The sequence below is a fragment of the Streptomyces sp. O3 genome, assembly GCF_054788135.1.
Genome location: NZ_JBTVYK010000085.1, coordinates 1 through 17,480, shown reverse-complemented (window position 1 = coordinate 17,480; position 17,480 = coordinate 1). Strand labels below are relative to the sequence as shown.

The window sequence follows — 17,480 nt, the reverse complement described above, 5'->3', positions numbered from 1 at the left end:
CCCCGGCCTCCGGCCCGCGCCCGGACACCGGACCGCGCCTGGACGGGCGCACCCGGCGCCGCCCCTCGGGCCGCATCGTCCGGCGCACCCGCACCCGCGGCCGTGCCCCCGCCGCTCGCCGGTCCGCCTGCTGGCGTCGACGCCGGTTCGCTTCCCGTCCGGCCCTCGGCCCGTGCCGGGTCGTCCGGTGCTTCCGTGGGCGGGGCCTTGCCGGTCGCCGACGCGGGTCCGGTCCCGGCGCTCACCCGGCCGTCGGACTGCGGCCGTACGCCGGCCCGCGCCTCGGCGGACGCCGCCGACGCCGTCTCCCGTGCCGTGTCGTCGGGCGAGCCTGTGCCGGGACGTCGGGGGGCGGGGGCGCCTGCGGCGGCGCGCGTGGCGGGGGTGGCGGCCAGTTCCGCGATGAGCAGGCGGAAGGGGGCGTCGAGCAGGCCGCCGTACAGGTCACCGGCGACGGTCCGGGCGTGGTCGGACTGTCCGGCGAGCAGCATGCGCAGCACGGCGGCCCCGAGGCGCTGCTCGGCCGCGTGCAGCGAGCGGGAGCGTTCGGTGGTGAGCGTGAGCAGCGCGATGGCCGAGTGCACGGCGTACCGCTCGGCGGTGCCCAGCGGCGCCCCGGTGCCGACGGCCAGCGCGGTGCGGGCGCGCCGCCCGGTGCCGATCGAGTGCAGCTCGACGCGGTCCTCCGCGCCGCTGACCACCGTGGTCGCCGGAACCGGCCGGTCCCGCAGCCGCTCCACGTCCGCGGTGAGCCGGGCGGCCCGCCTGGCCGCCCACTCGGGTGCGGCGGCGACGACGCCGCCCGCCGCGTCGTACAGCGCCGCCCAGCCGTCGACCTGACCGGCCAGCGCCCCGAGCAGCCCCTCGGGGCCGCCGGACAGCGCCTGCCGGGTCAGCTCGCGCTGCGCCGCGAAGCCCGCGGTGACCGAGCGGTACTGGTCCGCGGCGATGGCCGCGGAGACCGCCTTGCTGATGGCCAGGAAGGGGGTGCGGCGGGGCACCTCCAGCAGCGGCAGCCCCTCGGCGGCGGCCGCGTCCACCAGGGCCTCGGGTACGTCCTCGTAGTTCACGCCGACGGCGAAGCCGAGCCCGGCCACGCCCGCCCCGACCAGCCGCCGCACATAGCTGCGCATGGCTTCGGGATCCTCCGCGTCCAGTTTCAGCGCGGTGATCAGGAGCAGCTCGCCGCCCTCCATGTACGGCACGGGGTCGGTGAGCTCACTGGGGTGCGCCCAGCGCACCGGGGTGTCCAGGCGGTCCGCTCCGGCGCGTACCACGAGTTTGAGCGAGGAGTGGTGGACAAGGGACGCGAGCGTGGGGGCCATGGGACCTTCTGGCTGGTCAGTGCGGTTCTTGGCCGGGGTGTATGAACGGCCTGCTTCGATTCTGCCTCACTGTAGGGGTGCTGTGCCGGGGTTAGGTCCGGTCCCGCAGGTTCACCAGGAGCGGGGGCGCGTGGTCCCCGCGTACGGTCGTCAGCGAGAGCACCGCGTGCCCCGGCGGCACCGCGTGCGCCAGCTCGGACGCCGACCAGCGTTCGCGCTCCACCTGCCGTACGGTCACCGCCCGCGCGGTCGGCGCCTTGCCGGTGATCACCTTGCGCAGGGCGTGCGAGACCTTGGTGAGCGGCTCGTCCGCGACGATCTGCCGGTCGGTGACGTCGGTGGCCTCGATCCACTCCTTGCCCCAGACCTCCGCGAACTGCTGGCCGTCCCACGGCGTCACCCCGGACAGCGCCATCCGGCAGCCGATCGCGCCGAGCAGCGCGCCGCGCAGCGGGCCCGTGACGTCGTCGAGGGTGCGCAGGGCCAAGGCGGCGCCCGCGTTCGCCGAGCGGAGCCGCTGGATGCCGCGTACCGCCTCGGGGGTGACGGTCCGTGAGGCGTCATCGAGCACCAGGCAGGCGAACAGCGAGCGGTCCTCGCGGTGCGCCGCGCTCGCCGTGAACTGGGCGAGCAGCAGCCGGGCGAGGATGCGCGAGGCGTCGGCGTGGCCGCGCTCGGGCAGGTCGATCCGGACGCGTACGGGGTGGTCGAGGGCGCGCAGCGAGAACGGGCGGCCCGCGCCCGACGTGTCGAAGAACCCCGCGAAGGCGGGGCGGTCGAGCAGGGCCATCCGGTCGGCGAGGAGCACGCTGGGGTCGCCCGCCGCGCCCGTCTGCCGCTCGCGGGCGTCCAGTTCGCGGAGCATCGCGTCCTGGCCGCCGTCCTGGAGTGCCGTGCGCAGCGCGCTCATCGGGCCGGGCGCGCCGTCGAGGAGTTCGCGCAGCTCGGGCACGGAGGGGAAGCGGCCGTTGGCCGCGTGGAACGGGCCGAGCAGCTGGGCCAGTACGGTCGCCGGGCGGCGGCTGTCGGCGCCGGGGTGCGGGTCGGCGAGGTCGCCGACGAGGGCCTCGGCGAGCATGGCCGCGGCCTCGTCCGGGTCGGCGCTGCCGCCGTACAGGTCGAGGTCGTAGACGGAGTCGGGGTGGCCGACGCGGACCACGACGTCGTAGTTCTCGGCGGGGCCGAGCCCCGCCCCGGCGGCCCCGGCGACCACGACCGCGGCCCTCCCGGCCAGCGCCTGGAGGCAGAGGGCCTCCGCGAGGGGCCGGGTGACGCTGTCCGTCTTGCCGGAGCCCGAGGGGCCGACGGCCAGCAGCGAGGTGCCCAGCAGTTCGGGGCTGAGGGCCAGGCCGGCGCCCCGGTACTGGTACGGGTTGCGTGCGTCGTCGGCCGTGGTGCCGAGGCGGAGCTGCGCGGTGATCAGGTCGTGCCGGGCGGATCGGGCGGGCAGGTCGCGCTCGCCCGAAGGGTGCAGGCAGGCCGCCGCGCCGTCCTTGAGCACGGCGCGGGTGAAGTCGGGCAGGGCGTGGCGGCCGGTGCGCACGGACTGCCAGGCGCGGTCGATCCTGGCGTGATCGACGTCGCGCATCAGACCGGCGGCGGCGTCCGCGGCGAGCCGGTCGGCGGCGTCGGGGGCTCCGGCGGCGCGGAGCCGCGGCCAGCTGGCGGGGTCCTCCTCGGGGACCGGGGAGACGGTCCGGTCGGCGGGCGGACGCACTCCGGGCCAGGCGGGAGGGCCGTAGCGGCGCCAGATCTCGGGCCAGCGGCCGAGGCGGCCGACCATCGTCAGCAGACCTCCGGCCACGATCGCGTAGTACGTGTACGTGGACACCACATAGGCGAGCTTGTTGCCGTCCAGGGAGCGCCAGGACTCGGGGGTGAGGGCCAGCAGCGGCCAGAGCCAGTAGCCGCCGAGGTAGTTGTTGTACAGCAGGGACCAGATGAGCCAGCCGACGAGGAACGAGATCACCGCTCCGCTGAGCAGCTGACGGCCGGGCACCCGCTCGGGTTCCCGCTCGGGCCTCGGGGTGTGCCCGAGCCGCCAGACGCCCGGCGGCGCCTCCGGGCGAGGGGCGCGCAGCCAGGCCAGGAAGGCGGAACCGTCGGGCAACGGCGGCGCCGGGGTCGCCTCGCTCCCCGGAGCGTGCCGGGGCGGCGGCGGCACCACCGGCTTCGGCGCTTGGCCCGCCCGCGCGCCAGGTGTGTCGTGTGTGCCGTCGGTGTCCATCTGGCCGTTGCCCCCTGACCTGCCGGTCTGTTCCCTCGTGCGGGGCTCAATCTAGTGGGTGGGCACGAGGAGTTGAGCGATCCCCGCCCGGTCGGCCGGGCGGAGCGTGCCACGGTGCACGCCCGCGCTATGGACGGTCCGGACAACGCCACGCGCGTACTTCTCCCCAACGGAACATGCCCGGACCCCCCTGCCACCCCTAGCCTGCGGAAAGAAACGTGTCCGATCCACCCCCTGGAGCCCGTTATGAGCGCAGTCCCGCAGGAGCGCCGCGTCGTCACCGCCATCCCCGGCCCGAAGTCCCTGGAGCTGCAGGCCCGACGTACCGCCGCCGTCGCGGGCGGCGTGGGCTCCGTGCTGCCCGTGTTCACGGCGCGCGCGGGCGGCGGCGTCATCGAGGACATCGACGGCAACCGGCTGATCGACTTCGGCTCCGGCATCGCCGTGACCAGCGTCGGCGCCTCGGCCGAGGCCGTGGTGCGCCGGGCGTCCGCGCAGCTCGCGGACTTCACCCACACCTGCTTCATGGTCACGCCATACGAGGGCTACGTCGAGGTGTGCGAGCAGCTCGCCGCGCTGACGCCCGGTACGCACGAGAAGAAGTCCGCGCTGTTCAACTCGGGCGCCGAGGCCGTCGAGAACGCCGTCAAGATCGCGCGGGCGTACACCAAGCGGCAGGCCGTCGTGGTGTTCGATCACGGGTACCACGGGCGTACCAACCTGACCATGGCGCTCACCTCGAAGAACATGCCGTACAAGAACGGCTTCGGGCCGTTCGCGCCGGAGGTCTACCGGGTGCCGGTGGCGTACGGCTACCGCTGGCCGACCGGCCCGGACAACTGCGGCGCCGAGGCCTCCGCGCAGGCGATCGACCAGATCAGCAAGCAGGTCGGCGCGGAGAACGTGGCCGCGATCATCATCGAGCCGGTGCTCGGCGAGGGCGGCTTCATCGAGCCCGCCAAGGGCTTCCTGCCCGCGATCGCGCAGTTCGCCAAGGACAACGGCATCGTCTTCGTGGCCGACGAGATCCAGTCCGGGTTCTGCCGTACGGGCCAGTGGTTCGCCTGTGAGGACGAGGGCATCGTGCCGGACCTGATCACCACGGCGAAGGGCATCGCGGGCGGGCTGCCGCTCGCCGCGGTCACGGGCCGCGCCGAGATCATGGACGCCGCGCACGCGGGCGGCCTCGGCGGCACCTACGGCGGCAACCCGGTGGCCTGCGCGGGTGCGCTCGGCTCCATCGAGACGATGAAGGAGCTCGACCTCAACGCGAAGGCCAAGCGCGTCGAGGAGGTCATGAAGGGGCGGCTGGCCGAGATCCAGGAGAAGCACGACATCGTCGGGGACATCCGCGGACGCGGCGCGATGATCGCGATCGAGCTGGTGAAGTCCGGTACGAAGGACCCGAACCCGGAGGCGACCGCCGCGGTCGCCAAGGCCTGCCACGCGGCGGGTGTGCTCGTGCTGACCTGCGGCACGTACGGGAACGTGCTGCGCTTCCTGCCGCCGCTGGTCATCGGCGAGGACCTGCTGAACGAGGGCCTGGACGTGGTGGCCGAGGCCATCGCGTCGGCCGCCTGACGCGCCCGCTGTGAAGATCCTGTGCGGGGGCGATGGGAGGACGTCTGTGCGACTGTTGGCGTCGTGTCTCGTGTCATAGGTTCTGCGTAGATGGCCAGGAGGGACCTCCCCCCAATCCGTTCTGGCACCCTTCACCGGTCGGACGGCCGCTCGCCCCACTCCCCCTTGGGCGCGCGGCGGACCGGTCCTGGCGACAGCCCCGGAACCCCCCGTGTTCCGGGGCTGTTCGCTGTGGCGCGGGCCTGGGGCGCCGGGGTCGCCGGGTGCATCGGGTTCGCCGGGTTCGTCGTGGTGGGGTTGCTGGCCGCGGTGGACGGGCCCGTGCGTCGGCTCGACGAGCGGGTCGGACGTGAGGTCGGGCGCGGGGTCGGGCGGCCTCCGGAGGGGTTCGCCCAGTTCCTGGCCGATCTGGGCCATGTGACGGTCGCTGTTCCGGTGCTGGTCGTGGCGCTCGGGTGGGTCGGCTGGGCCGGGTGGCGGGAGCGCGCCGGGCGGTGGTGGGCGGCGCCGGGTGCGGGAGCGCTGGCGATGGCGGCGGTGCCGCTGGCGGTGGCGCCGGTGAAGGCGCTCGTGGGGCGGGGCGGGCCGCCGGGGATGGAGGCGTCGGGCGAGGGCTTCTTTCCGTCCGGGCACACGACGACCGCGGCGGTCGCCTACGGGGCGGCCGTCGCTGTGCTGCTTCCGTGGCTGCGCGGCGTCTGGTCGCGTCGGGTACTGGTGGTCGGCTGTGCGCTGGTGGTCGTGGGAGTGGGGGTCGGTCTGGTGCGGTGCGGGTACCACTGGCCGCTGGACGTGGTGGGCGGCTGGTGTCTCGGGGTGATGCTGGTGGCCCCGCTGTGCCGGTCCCCTGCTCGGCGGGGGCGGCGCTAGGACTCACCCTCGTGGGCCAGTTGGGCCGCCGCCTCGTGCATGGCCAGTTCCAGCAGGGCCGGATCGGTGAGGGTGCCGGTGCCGTCCGGGGGGATCAGCCAGCGGACGCCGCCGGTCGCCCGGCCGGGGTACGGGACGACGATCCAGGTGCCCTGGCCCGCCCCTCGTACCCCGGTGCCCACCCAGCGGGCCGACGTGCCCGCCGGGACGAAGAAGCCCATCCGGGCGTCGCCGAAGTCGGCGAGCACCGGGCCCGGACGGTCGACGCAGCGGTTCAGCACCTCCAGCGTCGGATAGCCCAGCTCGCCCGGCAGGATCAGCACGTCCCAGCGCCTGCCCGCGGGGAGCAGCGCGACCCCGAGCGGGTTGCGCTCCCACTCCCAGCGGCAGGCCTCCGGGTCCGGCGCCACCTCGACCAACCACTCCACCGCTGACCTAGCCGCCCAGCCAGTCATGGCCTGGCCTCCCTCTCTCGTGTGCGCGCACGCGGTGCGCATGCGCGGTGTCTCACGGGAGAGAGCGGGCTGGGGCTAGGTCCTTACGCGGGTTTCCGCTGTTTGTTGGTAGTGAACTGGGTCACCCGGCCTGGTCGGGGCGTACGCCGGTGCGTGCTAGGGCGTCGCGGGGCAGAAGGGACTTCCGACACACGCCCTAGGGGCTCAGCTGTCGAAGCCGAGGCCGAGGCGGTCCAGGGTGCGCAGCCACGGGTTGCGGCGGCCGCCGTTGGCGTCGGCGCGAGCCAGCGACCACTTGGTGAGGGAGATCCCGGCCCAGGCGAAGGGCTCCGGCGGGAAGGGCAGCGGCTTGCTGCGGACCATCTCCAGGGCGGTGCGCTCGGTCTCCTCGCCCGCGAGCAGGTCGAGCATGACGTCCGCGCCGAAGCGGGTGGCGCCGACGCCGAGGCCGGTGAAGCCCGCCGCGTAGGCCACTCGCCCGGCGTGCGCGGTGCCGAAGAACGCCGAGAAGCGGGAGCAGGTGTCGATGGCGCCGCCCCAGGCGTGGGTGAAGCGCAGGCCCTCCAGTTGCGGGAAGCAGCGGAAGAAGTGGCCCGCGAGCTTGGCGTAGGTCTCGGGGCGGTGGTCGTACTCGGCCCGGACCTTGCCGCCGTAGGGATAGACGGCGTCATAGCCGCCCCACAGGATGCGGTGGTCGGCGGTGATCCGGAAGTAGTGGAACTGGTTGGCGCTGTCGCCGACGCCCTGGCGGTTCTTCCAGCCGATCGAGTCGAGCTGGGACTCGGTGAGCGGCTCGGTCATCAGCGCGTAGTCGTAGACCGGGACGGTGTACGGGCGTACCCGCTTGACCAGGGAGGGGAAGACGTTGGTGCCGAGCGCGACCTGGCGGGCCAGGACCCGGCCGTACGGGGTGCGCACGCCCATGCCCGCGCCCTGCTGGGTGAGCGTGGTGGCCGGGGTGTTCTCGTAGATCCGTACGCCGAGGGACTGGCAGGCGCGCTTGAGGCCCCAGGCCAGCTTGGCGGGGTGCAGCATGGCGACGCCCTCGCGGTCCCAGATCCCGGCGAGGAAGGTGGGGGACGCGAGTTCGGCCCTGACCTGGTCGGCGTCCAGGAACTCGGAGCCGCCGTCCAGGCCGAGGCGCTGGGCCTCGGCGTGCGCCTCGCGGAGTTCCTCGACCTGGTGCGGCTCGGTGGCCACGTCGATCTCGCCGGTGCGTTCGAAGTCGCAGTCGATGCCGTAGCGGGCGACCGCCTCCTCGATGGCGTCGAGGTTGCGGGCGCCGAGCCGCTCCAGCTCCTCGATCTCGCCGGGCCAGCGGGCCAGGCCGTTGGCGAGGCCGTGGGTGAGGGACGCGGCGCAGAAGCCGCCGTTGCGGCCGGAGGCGGCCCAGCCTGCCTCGCGGCCTTCGAGGAGGACGACGTCGCGCCGCGGGTCGCGCTCCTTGGCGATGAGGGCGGTCCACAGGCCGCTGTAGCCGCCGCCGACGACCAGCAGGTCGCAGCTCTCGGCGCCGGTGAGCGCGGGTTCGGCGGGCGGCTTGCCGGGGTCGTCCAGCCAGTAGGCCAGCGGCTGGGCGTCGGCGAGTGCGGCAGTCCAGCGGTTACCGGGGGTCATGGCGCTTGGGGCCATGATCTCAACTCCCTACAGTGCTTGCTTCTTGCGACGGTTGCCGACCAGCTGGCCGACGAGCACGATGCCGACCGCGATCAGGAACATCGCCGTACCGATCACATTGACCTGTACGGGGACACCGCGCTGTGCCGCGCCCCAGACGAACATCGGGAAGGTCACGGTGGATGGGCCCGCGTTGAACTGCGTGATGATGAAGTCGTCGAAGGACAGCGCGAAGCTCAGCATCGCACCGGCCGCGATGCCCGGCGCGGCCTGCGGCAGGGTGACCCGCCAGAAGGTCTGCGCGGGTCCCGCGTACAGGTCGCGGGCGGCCTCTTCCAGGCGCGGGTCCATCGCCATGACGCGGGCCTTCACCGCGACGATCACGAAGCTCAGGCAGAACATGACGTGCGCGATGAGGATCGTGGTGAAGCCGAAGGAGACCCGCATGTTGAGGAAGAGCGTGCCGAGCGAGGCGGCCATCACGACCTCGGGCATCGCCATCGGCAGGAAGACCAGGCCCTGGGTGGCGGACTTGCCGCGGAAGCGGTGGCGGCCGAGCGCGAAGGCGGCGAGGGTGCCGAAGGCGGTGGCGATCAGGGTGGCCGCCACGGCTATCCGCAGGCTCAGGCCGAGCGAGCCGCACATGTCGGCGACGCCGCAGGGGTCGGTCCAGGCGTCGGTGGAGAACTCGCGCCACTCGTAGTTGAAGCGTCCCGCCGGTTTGTTGAACGAGAACAGCATCACCACGACGTTGGGGAGCAGCATGTAGACCAGGGCGAGCGATCCCGCGATGACGACGAGATTGCGGCGCACCCAGCGGATGGGGGCGGTCAGGGGAGCTGTCAGGGGTGCGGACATCAGACCAGGTCCTCCGTTCCCGCGCGGCGCATGTAGAGGGTGACCATGACCAGGATCAGCGCCATGAGGAGGAACGACATGGCGGCCGCGGTCGGGTAGTCGAGGACGTTGAGGAACTGCTTCTGGATGGCGTTGCCGACCATCTGCTCGCGCGGCGAGCCCAGCAGCTGGGCGTTGATGTAGTCGCCGGACGCGGGGATGAAGGTGAGCAGGGTGCCCGCGACGACGCCGGGCAGCGACAGCGGGAAGGTCACCTTGCGGAAGGTGGTGGCGGGCTTGGCGTACAGGTCGCGGGCCGCCTCGTGCAGTGAGGGGTCGATCCGCTCCAGGGAGCTGTACAGCGGCAGCACCATGAACGGCAGGAAGTTGTAGGTGAGTCCGCAGATCACCGCGAGCGGGGTGGCCAGGACGCGGTCGTCGGCGGTCAGGCCCAGCGCGCTGGTGACGTCCAGGATGTGCAGGCTGTTCAGCGCGGAGACGACGGGCCCTGAGTCGGACAGGATCGACTTCCAGGCCAGGGTGCGGATCAGGAAGCTGGTGAAGAAGGGCGCGATGACCATCACCAGGAGGATGCCGCGCCAGCGCCCGGCCCGGAACGCGATCATGTAGGCGAGCGGGTAGGCGATGAGCAGGCACAGGGCGGTGGCGACGGCCGCGTACAGGAAGGACCGGACGAAGTGCGGGCCGTAGTCCTGGAGCGCCTCCCAGTACGTGGCGAAGTGCCAGGTGACCCGGTAGCCCTCTTCGAGCGAGCCGGTCTGGACCGAGGTGGACGCCTGGTAGAAGAGGGGCGCCACGAAGAACACGGCGAGCCAGATCCCGGCGGGCAGCAGCAGCCAGTACGGGGTGAGGCGGCGGCGTACGCGGGCGGGGGCGGGGGCGGCGTCCGGTGTGTCGGCGGGGTCGGCGCCTGAGGGCGGTGGGGCGGTCTTGAGGGCAGGGCTCATACGGCGTCCTCCCCCGTGCCGGCGTCGATGGCCTGGGCGGAGTCGAGGCCGAAGGTGTGCGCCGGGTTCCAGTGCAGGACGACGTCGGCGCCGGGTGCCAGGCGGGAGTCGCGTTCCACGTTCTGCTCGTAGACGGCCAGTTCGGGGCCGACGGGGCTGTCCACCAGGTACTGCGTGGAGACGCCGAGGAAGCTGGCGTCCGTGATGGTGCCGGGGACGCGGTTGCGGCCTTCGGGGATGGCGGCCTCGTCCGCGGCGGGGGTCAGGGAGATCTTCTCGGGGCGTACGCCCGCGCGTACCCGGTCGCCGGTGCGCAGGGTGGTGTGGGCACGCTCGGTGGGCAGCCGGAGCTTGCTGTCGGCGGCCCTGAGCAGGGCCGTCTCGCCGCTCGCGTCGACGACCTCGGCCTCGATGAGGTTGGAGGTGCCGAGGAAGTTGGCGACGAAGGTGGTGGCCGGGTTCTCGTACAGCTCGACGGGGGCGCCGAGTTGTTCGACCCGGCCGCCGTACATGACCGCGACCTGGTCGGCCATGGTCATGGCCTCTTCCTGGTCGTGGGTGACGTGCACGAAGGTGATGCCGACCTCGGTCTGGATGCGCTTGAGTTCGAGCTGCATCTGGCGGCGCAGCTTGAGGTCGAGCGCGCCGAGCGGCTCGTCCAGGAGCAGCACCTGCGGCCGGTTGATCAGGGCGCGGGCGAGGGCGACGCGCTGCTGCTGACCGCCGGAGAGCTGGCGGGGCTTGCGGCGGGCCATCGGGCCCAGTTGTACCAGGTCCAGCATCTCGTCGACCTTGGCGGCCACGTCCTTGACGCCCTGGCGGCGCAGGCCGAACGCGACGTTCTCGTACACGTCGAGGTGCGGGAAGAGCGCGTAGCTCTGGAAGACGGTGTTCACCGGGCGCTTGTGCGGGGGCAGCGCGGTGATGTCCTGGTCCCCGAGGCGCACGGATCCGGTGCTCGGGTCCTCCAGGCCCGCGATCATGCGCAGGGTGGTGGTCTTGCCGCAGCCGGAGGCGCCGAGGAGGGCGAAGAAGGAACCCTCGGGGATGGTGAGGTCCAGCGGGTGGACGGCGGTGAAGTCACCGAAGACCTTGCTGACCTGGGACAGGGTGATGGTCATGAACGTTCCTCAGATGGGCTTGGCTTCCGCCGGGTCTCACGCGCCGATCAGCTTGGCGAACTGGTCCTCGTAGCGGGTCTCTTCCTTGTCGCTGAGCTGCCGGAAGTTGTGGCCCTTGGCGATCATCTCGGCGTCCGGGATGATCAGCGGGTCGTCGGCGAGCTCCTGATCGATCTTGGCGAGCTCTTCCTTGGCGCCGGCCACGGGGCAGATGTAGTTGACCCAGGCGGCCAGTTCGGCCGCGACCTTCGGCTGGTAATAGTGGTTGATCAGCAGCTCGGCGTTCTTCTGGTGCTTGGCCTTGGCGGGTACCAGCAGGTCGTCGGTGCCGAACAGGTAGCCGTTGTCGGGCAGATAGAACTGCACGTCGGGGTTGTCGAACTGGAGCTGCACGATGTCGCCCGCCCAGCCCACGCAGGCGGCGATGTCGCCGGAGTTCAGCTCGTCCATGTAGTCGTTGCCGGTGAACCGGCGTACCTGCTTGCTGTCCACCGCCTTCTGGATCTTGGCGATGGCGGCGGAGAAGTCGTCGTCGGTGAAGTCCGCTGAGTCCTTGCCCATGTCGAGCAGGGTCAGGCCCATGGTGTCGTGCATCTCGGTGAGCAGCGACACCTTGCCCTTGAGCGCGTCGTCCTCCAGGAGCTGGGTGACGCTCTTGACGGCCTTGCCCTTGGTGGCCTTCTTGTTGTACGCGATGACCGCGGCGGTGCCTGCCCAGGGGTAGCTGAACTGGCGGCCGGGGTCGTGCTCCGCGTTGCGGAAGCGGTTTTCGAGGTTGGCCACCGCGTTGGGCAGGTTGGCCGGGTTCAGGCGGCGGGCCCAGCCGTGCTTGATGAGCCGTCCGGCCATCCAGTCGGAGAGGCAGATCAGGTCGCGGCCGGTGTCCTGGCCCGCGGCGAGCTGCGGCTTGATCTTGCCGTAGAACTCGTTGTTGTCGTTGATGTCCTCGACGTACTTCACCTTGATACCGGACTCCCGCTGGAAGGCGTCCAGGGTGGGCCGCTTGTTCTCGTCATCGTCGTCGACGTCGATGTACAGCGGCCAGTTGGCGAAGTTGAGGACCTTGTCCTGGTCCGAGAGGTCCTTCGGCTTCTCCTTGTCCTGGCCGTCGTCGCCGCCTTCGGCGGCGGGGATGCCGCAGGCGGCCAGCAGGGCTCCACCGGCGGCGAGCGAGGTGCCCTGGAGCAGGCGGCGACGGGACATGGCGGCCCGGCCGCTGGTCAGACTGCGCTCCCAGGCCTTGCGGACCGGCTCGGACATGCCGTCGAGGAGATCGGTGGGTATCACAGGGGAACTGCCTTCCTGGGAGGGGGGAGGGAAGGAGTGGGGGGTGAGCGGGGTGTGCGGGGTGTGCGGGGGGAGCGGGGGGCCGGGGTTCAGCGGGCGCCGAAGACCGTGCGGTGCCAGTCCTTTCTGGCGACCCCGGTGTTGTCGTACATGACGTGCTTGATCTGCGTGTACTCCTCGAACGAGTAGGCCGACATGTCCTTGCCGAAGCCGGAGGCCTTGTAGCCGCCGTGCGGCATCTCGCTGAGGATCGGGATGTGGTCGTTGATCCAGACGCAGCCCGCCTGGATCTCGCGGGTCGCGCGTCCGGTGCGGTAGACGTCGCGGCTCCAGGCGGACGCGGCCAGGCCGTACGGCGTGTCGTTGGCGAGCCCGATGCCCTCGTCGTCGGAGTCGAAGGGCAGCACGACCAGGACCGGGCCGAAGATCTCGGCCTGGACGATCTCGCTGTCCTGCGCGGCGTCGGCGATCAGGGTGGGCCGGTAGTAGGCGCCGTCGCCCGCCGGGGCCGTGCCGCCGGTGACCACGCGCGCGTAGCCGCGCGCCCGCTCGACGAACGCGGCGACGCGGTCGCGCTGGGCGTGTGAGATGAGCGGGCCGAGGTCGGTGGACTCGTCGAAGGGGTCGCCGAGCCGGACGGTCTCCATCAGGTCCGCGACGCCCTGCACGAAGGCGTCGTAGAGCGGGCGTTGCACATACGCGCGCGTGGCGGCGGTGCAGTCCTGGCCGGTGTTGATCAGCGCACCGGCGACGGCGCCGTGCACCGCGGCCTGGAGGTCGGCGTCGTCGAAGACCACGAACGGGGCCTTGCCGCCGAGTTCGAGATGCAGCCGCTTGACGGTGGAGGTGGCGATCTCGGCGACCCGCTTGCCGACCGCGGTCGAGCCGGTGAAGGAGGTCATCGCCACGTCCGGGTGGCCGACGAGGTGTTCGCCCGTGTCCCGGCCCGCGCCGGTGACGACGTTGACCACACCGTCCGGGATGCCCGCGTCGGTCGCGGCCTGGGCGAACAGCAGGGAGGTGAGCGGGGTCAGCTCGGCGGGCTTGAGGACGATGGTGTTCCCCGCGGCGATGGCGGGCAGCACCTTCCACGCGGCCATCTGGAGCGGGTAGTTCCAGGGCGCGATGGAGCCGACGACGCCGATCGGCTCGCGGCGCACGTACGAGGTGTGGTCGGCGCTGTACTCGCCCGCGGCCTGGCCCTGGAGATGGCGGGCGGCGCCCGCGAAGAACGCGGTGTTGTCGATGCTGCCGGGGACGTCGAACTCGCGGCTCAGCTTGATGGGTTTGCCGCACTGCAGCGACTCGGCCTGCGCGAGGTCCTCGGCGCACTCGGTGAGGCGGGCCGCGAAGCGGTGCATCGCGTCGGAGCGCTCGCCCGGCGTCGCGCCCGCCCAGCCGGGGAAGGCGGCGCGCGCGGCGGACACGGCGGCGTCGACGTCCGCGGTGGACGCGAGGTCGTAGGTCAGCACCCGCTCGCCGGTGGCTGGATCGACGACGCTGTGGCGCTGACCCGATGTGCCGGGCCGCAGCTCGCCGTCGATGTACTGCGCGCCTACCGCGAAGCGGTCCCGCGCCGGGAAACGGTCACCCATCACGCTCTCCGTAGCTCCAGCTCGAATTGAGTGCCGATCCTGACAGAGCAATAGACGGCCAACAAGGGATTCCGTTGTTGCCTTTTGGTTACGCAACGGAATCTGTCGACCAGGTGTCGAGTCCCCTCGAAAAAGCAGGGACGGAGTGTCAGTGGCGCATGCCAGACTCGCGTGCATGGAACAGATCACGCGGCTCGCCACGCGGATCGGCGCGGGCGAGCGGGTCAGGTTTCTGCACTTCTGGGGGCATCGGCCGCGCCGGGACGGGCGGATAGGCGCCAGCTGTCTGAGCCAGTGGTGGCCCGCGCCGTTCACGGTCGACGGCGTGGAGTACGCGACCGCCGAGCACTGGATGATGGCTGCCAAGGCCCGCCTCTTCGGCGACGCGCGGGCCGAGCGGGAGGTGCTGTCGGCGGCCGGTCCGGGCGCGGCCAAGACCGCGGGGCGGCTGGTGGCGGGCTTCGACGAGGCGGTCTGGGAGCGGGAGCGGTTCGCCGTCGTGGTCGACGGAAGCGTGCACAAGTTCGCGGCGCATCCGGAGCTGCGGGAGTTCCTGCTCGGCACGGGCGAGCGCGTGCTGGTCGAGGCCAGCCCGTTGGACCGGGTGTGGGGCATCGGGCTGGCCGAAGACGATGAACGGGCCGGGGACCCGGCGCGCTGGCCGGGGCTCAACCTGCTGGGCTTCGCGCTGATGGAGGCGCGGGAGCGGCTGCGTGCGGGAGGGACGGGAGGGAGTTGAGGTGAGGTGAGGTGAGGTCGGGGCGGGAGTCAGAGCGGGGGGCGGGGCCGGTGGCGGGCGCAGCTCAGCGCTGAAGCTGGACGGAGTAAGAGGACTCGTCGGAATCCGGCTCCGATCCGGTGTCCTCGTCCGTGGCGATCGCCCAGACGATCAGTGCGATGAACGCCGCGCCGAGGACGATGCCGACCGGGCCCATGATGATGCCGGACAGCGCGGCCCCGCCGTTGTCCGCCAGGCCCTGGCGTGCCTTCTTGCGGCCGAGGATGCCGAAGATCAGCGCGAGGACGCCGAGGACGATCGAGACGATGCCCCACATCCAGAAGAGGCAGAGGGACAGGATGCCCAGCACCATCGCGGCGGTGCCCATCCCGTTGCTGGGCGGCGCGGGGATGTACGGCCAGCCGGGCATGGGCCCGGCCGGGTATGGGGCGTGGGCCGGATAGCCGCCCGGTCCGGGGACGTATCCCTGGCCGGGTACGGGCCCCTGGCCGGGGGCCGGTCCCGGACCGTCGGGAGCGAGGGGCGGTGGCGGCACCGCGGCCGCGGGCGGCAGGCCATCGGGCTGCCCACCGAAGGGCGGCACGGGCGCGCCGTACGCGGGTGAGCCCGAGGGCGCGGGGCCGCCGGGCGCGGGCTTGGCCAGCGGCACCTGACCCGCCTGGGCCGGCGGTCCCGTCCGCTCCGTCCGGTCCGCGGGCGGCGCCCACGGGTCACGCTCGGGCGGCCCCGCCGCCGCTTTGGGCTCCGCTGGCTCCCGCTGGTGGTTCTCGCTCACACCCGCCCCCTCTTCACGTACATCCCGTCATGCTACGGCCCACGCCTGGCGCGCCGGGAGCAGACCCATACGATGATTCCGTCCGCGTGACGCACCAGCCGAGCGCATGTTCCCTGGGAGGACCCGTTGACCGATCTGCACGCCTTCGTCGCCGGGCTGCCCAAGGCCGAGCTGCATGTGCACCATGTCGGCTCCGCATCGCCGCGGATCGTGGCGGAGCTGGCCGCCCGGCACCCGGACTCCAAGGTCCCCACCGACCCCGAGGCGCTCGCCGACTACTTCACCTTCACGGACTTCGCGCACTTCATCGAGGTGTACCTGTCCGTGGTGGACCTGGTGCGCACCCCGGAGGACATCCGCCTGCTGACCTTCGAGGTCGCCCGCGACATGGCCCGGCAGAACATCCGCTACGCCGAGCTGACCGTCACGCCGTACAGCTCGGTGCGCCGCGGCATCGACGCGCACGCCTTCATGGCCGCGATCGAGGACGCCCGCAAGGCCGCCGAGGCCGAGCTGGGCGTCATGCTGCGCTGGTGCTTCGACATTCCGGGCGAGGCGGGTCTCGAGGCGGCCGATGTGACCGCCCGGCTCGCGGTCACCGAGGGGCTGCGCCCCGACGGCCTGGTCTCGTTCGGGCTCGGCGGGCCGGAGGTCGGCGTCGAGCGCCCGCAGTTCAAGCCGTACTTCGACCGGGCGATCGCCGCCGGACTGCACTCCGTGCCGCACGCGGGCGAGACCACCGGACCGCAGACGATCTGGGACGCGCTGACCGCGCTGCGCGCCGAGCGCATCGGCCACGGCACCAGCGCCCCGCAGGACCCGGAGCTCCTGAGGCACCTCGCCGAGCGCCGCATCCCGCTGGAGGTCTGCCCCACGTCGAACCTCGCCACCCGTGCCGTCACCGACCTCGACGCGCACCCGATCAGGGAGATGGCCGCGGCGGGCGTCCTGGTGACCGTGAACTCCGACGACCCGCCGATGTTCGGCACCGACCTGAACAACGAGTACCTGGTCGCGGCCCGCCTCTTCGGCCTCGACGCGCGCGGCGTCGCCGAGCTCGCCAAGAACGCCGTGCACGCCGCGTTCCTCGACGACACGGGCAAGGCTCGGCTCACGGCCGAGATCGACGCGTACACGGAGGCCCACGCCGGCGCCTCCCGCACGGCGCGGCAGGTCCCGTGAGTCGCGCGCCAGACCGCCCCGCCGACCATGGCCCCATGCGCTCCGTGACCGCCGTGGGCCACCGCGGCGACCCCTACCGGGTCCGTGAGAACACCCTGGCCTCGCTGCGCTCCGCGCTCGACGCCGGCGCGGACGCCGTGGAGGTCGATGTCCGGCTGACCCGCGACGGCGTCCCCGTCCTGCTGCACGACGCCACGCTGAAGCGGCTGTGGGGTCACGACCGGCCGCTCGACCGGCTCTCCGCCGCCGAGCTGCGGGGGCTCACCGGCGGCGGGGTGCCCACCCTCGCGGAGGCCCTGAGCGCGACGGACGGCAGCCGGGTCATGGTCGACCTGCCGGACGCGACGCCCGAGGCCGTCCGCACGGTCGTCGGCACCGTGCACGACGCGGGGGCCGCCGAGCGCGCGTACTACTGCGCGGGCGCGGCGGCCATGCGCCTGGTGCGCGCGGCGGACCCGGCCGCCGAGATCGCGCTCACCTGGAAGACCCTGGCCCCCGCGCGCCCGGAGGTGATCGAGGCGATCCGGCCTCGCTGGCTCAACTACCGCTTCGGTCTGCTGAGCCAGGACCTCGTGACCCGCGTCCACCAAGACGGGCTGCTGGTCTCGTGCTGGACCCCGGACACCAAGCGCTCGATGCGCCGCCTGCTCGGCCTCGGCGTCGACTCCATCACCACCAACCGGGTGGCGGCGCTCCACGCCCTGCGCGCCTGACCGGGACCGAGCGCCCGCTCAGCCTCGGCGGGCGACCACCCGGCGCGCGACGGCATGCGCCAGTACGGTGGCGGGCACGACCAGCAGCGGCGATGGCTGGCGGGGCGGCAGGAGGGGGGGGGGGGGGGGGGGGGGGGCGGCCGCCCCCCCCCCCCCCGGGGGGGGGGGGGGGCCCCCCCGCGGGGGGG

15 protein-coding genes are annotated in these 17,480 nt (G+C 72.7%); 5 read left to right on the top strand and 10 right to left on the bottom strand.

Annotated elements, in window-relative coordinates; genetic code table 11:
- Together ACX6XY_RS28580 and ACX6XY_RS28575 are read right to left on the bottom strand one after the other, a co-directional pair.
- The coding region (locus tag ACX6XY_RS28580) for a PucR family transcriptional regulator ligand-binding domain-containing protein (protein ID WP_460336986.1) at positions 1-1,325 on the bottom strand (1,325 nt) is incomplete at its 3' end.
- Between the two features lie 91 nt (positions 1,326-1,416).
- Positions 1,417-3,552: a type IV secretory system conjugative DNA transfer family protein gene (locus ACX6XY_RS28575; RefSeq protein ID WP_460336983.1), complete on the bottom strand. Its 2,136-nt coding sequence runs from the start codon at positions 3,550-3,552 to the stop codon at positions 1,417-1,419.
- A 246-nt stretch (positions 3,553-3,798) separates the two neighbouring features.
- On the opposite strand from ACX6XY_RS28575, the gene gabT reads away from it, so the two are divergent.
- Both gabT and ACX6XY_RS28565 read left to right on the top strand, forming a co-directional pair.
- Positions 3,799-5,133 carry a 4-aminobutyrate--2-oxoglutarate transaminase gene (gene gabT, locus ACX6XY_RS28570; protein ID WP_460336980.1) on the top strand — a complete coding sequence of 445 codons (1,335 nt, stop codon included), beginning with the start codon at positions 3,799-3,801 and terminating at the stop codon, positions 5,131-5,133.
- A gap of 231 nt (positions 5,134-5,364) precedes the next feature.
- On the top strand, positions 5,365-6,003 hold the full coding sequence (locus tag ACX6XY_RS28565; RefSeq protein ID WP_460336978.1) for a phosphatase PAP2 family protein: 639 nt from the start codon (positions 5,365-5,367) through the stop codon (positions 6,001-6,003).
- Here the strand turns inward: ACX6XY_RS28565 and ACX6XY_RS28560 are convergent.
- From ACX6XY_RS28560 to ACX6XY_RS28530, 7 genes are all read right to left on the bottom strand, one after another.
- A complete protein-coding gene (locus ACX6XY_RS28560) occupies positions 6,000-6,458 on the bottom strand; it encodes a hypothetical protein (RefSeq protein WP_460336975.1) in 459 nt (152 codons plus the stop codon). The two genes, ACX6XY_RS28565 and ACX6XY_RS28560, sit on opposite strands and share 4 nt — an antisense overlap.
- Before the next feature lie 204 nt (positions 6,459-6,662).
- Positions 6,663-8,090: an NAD(P)/FAD-dependent oxidoreductase gene (locus tag ACX6XY_RS28555; protein WP_460336972.1), complete on the bottom strand. Its 1,428-nt coding sequence runs from the start codon at positions 8,088-8,090 to the stop codon at positions 6,663-6,665.
- Between the two features lie 12 nt (positions 8,091-8,102).
- Positions 8,103-8,933 (bottom strand): ABC transporter permease, encoded by an 831-nt coding sequence (locus tag ACX6XY_RS28550; protein WP_460336969.1) that lies wholly within the window; start codon positions 8,931-8,933, stop codon positions 8,103-8,105.
- Positions 8,933-9,880: an ABC transporter permease gene (locus ACX6XY_RS28545; RefSeq protein WP_460336966.1), complete on the bottom strand. Its 948-nt coding sequence runs from the start codon at positions 9,878-9,880 to the stop codon at positions 8,933-8,935. The genes ACX6XY_RS28550 and ACX6XY_RS28545 overlap by 1 nt, the downstream gene beginning before the upstream one ends.
- Complete coding sequence (locus ACX6XY_RS28540) at positions 9,877-11,001, bottom strand: ABC transporter ATP-binding protein (protein WP_460336963.1); 1,125 nt, start codon at positions 10,999-11,001, stop codon at positions 9,877-9,879. The genes ACX6XY_RS28545 and ACX6XY_RS28540 overlap by 4 nt, the downstream gene beginning before the upstream one ends.
- Positions 11,002-11,037: 36 nt before the next feature.
- Positions 11,038-12,261, bottom strand: coding sequence for a polyamine ABC transporter substrate-binding protein (locus ACX6XY_RS28535; RefSeq protein ID WP_460336989.1), 1,224 nt, complete (start codon positions 12,259-12,261; stop codon positions 11,038-11,040).
- 116 nt (positions 12,262-12,377) lie between these two features.
- On the bottom strand, positions 12,378-13,883 hold the full coding sequence (locus tag ACX6XY_RS28530; protein ID WP_460336960.1) for a gamma-aminobutyraldehyde dehydrogenase: 1,506 nt from the start codon (positions 13,881-13,883) through the stop codon (positions 12,378-12,380).
- Between the two features lie 175 nt (positions 13,884-14,058).
- On the opposite strand from ACX6XY_RS28530, the gene ACX6XY_RS28525 reads away from it, so the two are divergent.
- Positions 14,059-14,622: an NADAR family protein gene (locus tag ACX6XY_RS28525; protein WP_460336957.1), complete on the top strand. Its 564-nt coding sequence runs from the start codon at positions 14,059-14,061 to the stop codon at positions 14,620-14,622.
- A gap of 64 nt (positions 14,623-14,686) precedes the next feature.
- Here the strand turns inward: ACX6XY_RS28525 and ACX6XY_RS28520 are convergent, their stop codons facing one another.
- Positions 14,687-15,397 carry a DUF4190 domain-containing protein gene (locus tag ACX6XY_RS28520; protein ID WP_460336955.1) on the bottom strand — a complete coding sequence of 237 codons (711 nt, stop codon included), beginning with the start codon at positions 15,395-15,397 and terminating at the stop codon, positions 14,687-14,689.
- Positions 15,398-15,523: 126 nt separating this feature from the next.
- On the opposite strand from ACX6XY_RS28520, the gene ACX6XY_RS28515 reads away from it, so the two are divergent.
- Together ACX6XY_RS28515 and ACX6XY_RS28510 are read left to right on the top strand one after the other, a co-directional pair.
- Positions 15,524-16,579 carry an adenosine deaminase gene (locus ACX6XY_RS28515; RefSeq protein WP_460336952.1) on the top strand — a complete coding sequence of 352 codons (1,056 nt, stop codon included), beginning with the start codon at positions 15,524-15,526 and terminating at the stop codon, positions 16,577-16,579.
- Between the two features lie 35 nt (positions 16,580-16,614).
- On the top strand, positions 16,615-17,292 hold the full coding sequence (locus ACX6XY_RS28510; protein WP_460336949.1) for a glycerophosphodiester phosphodiesterase: 678 nt from the start codon (positions 16,615-16,617) through the stop codon (positions 17,290-17,292).
- Positions 17,293-17,480: the final 188 nt, after the last annotated feature.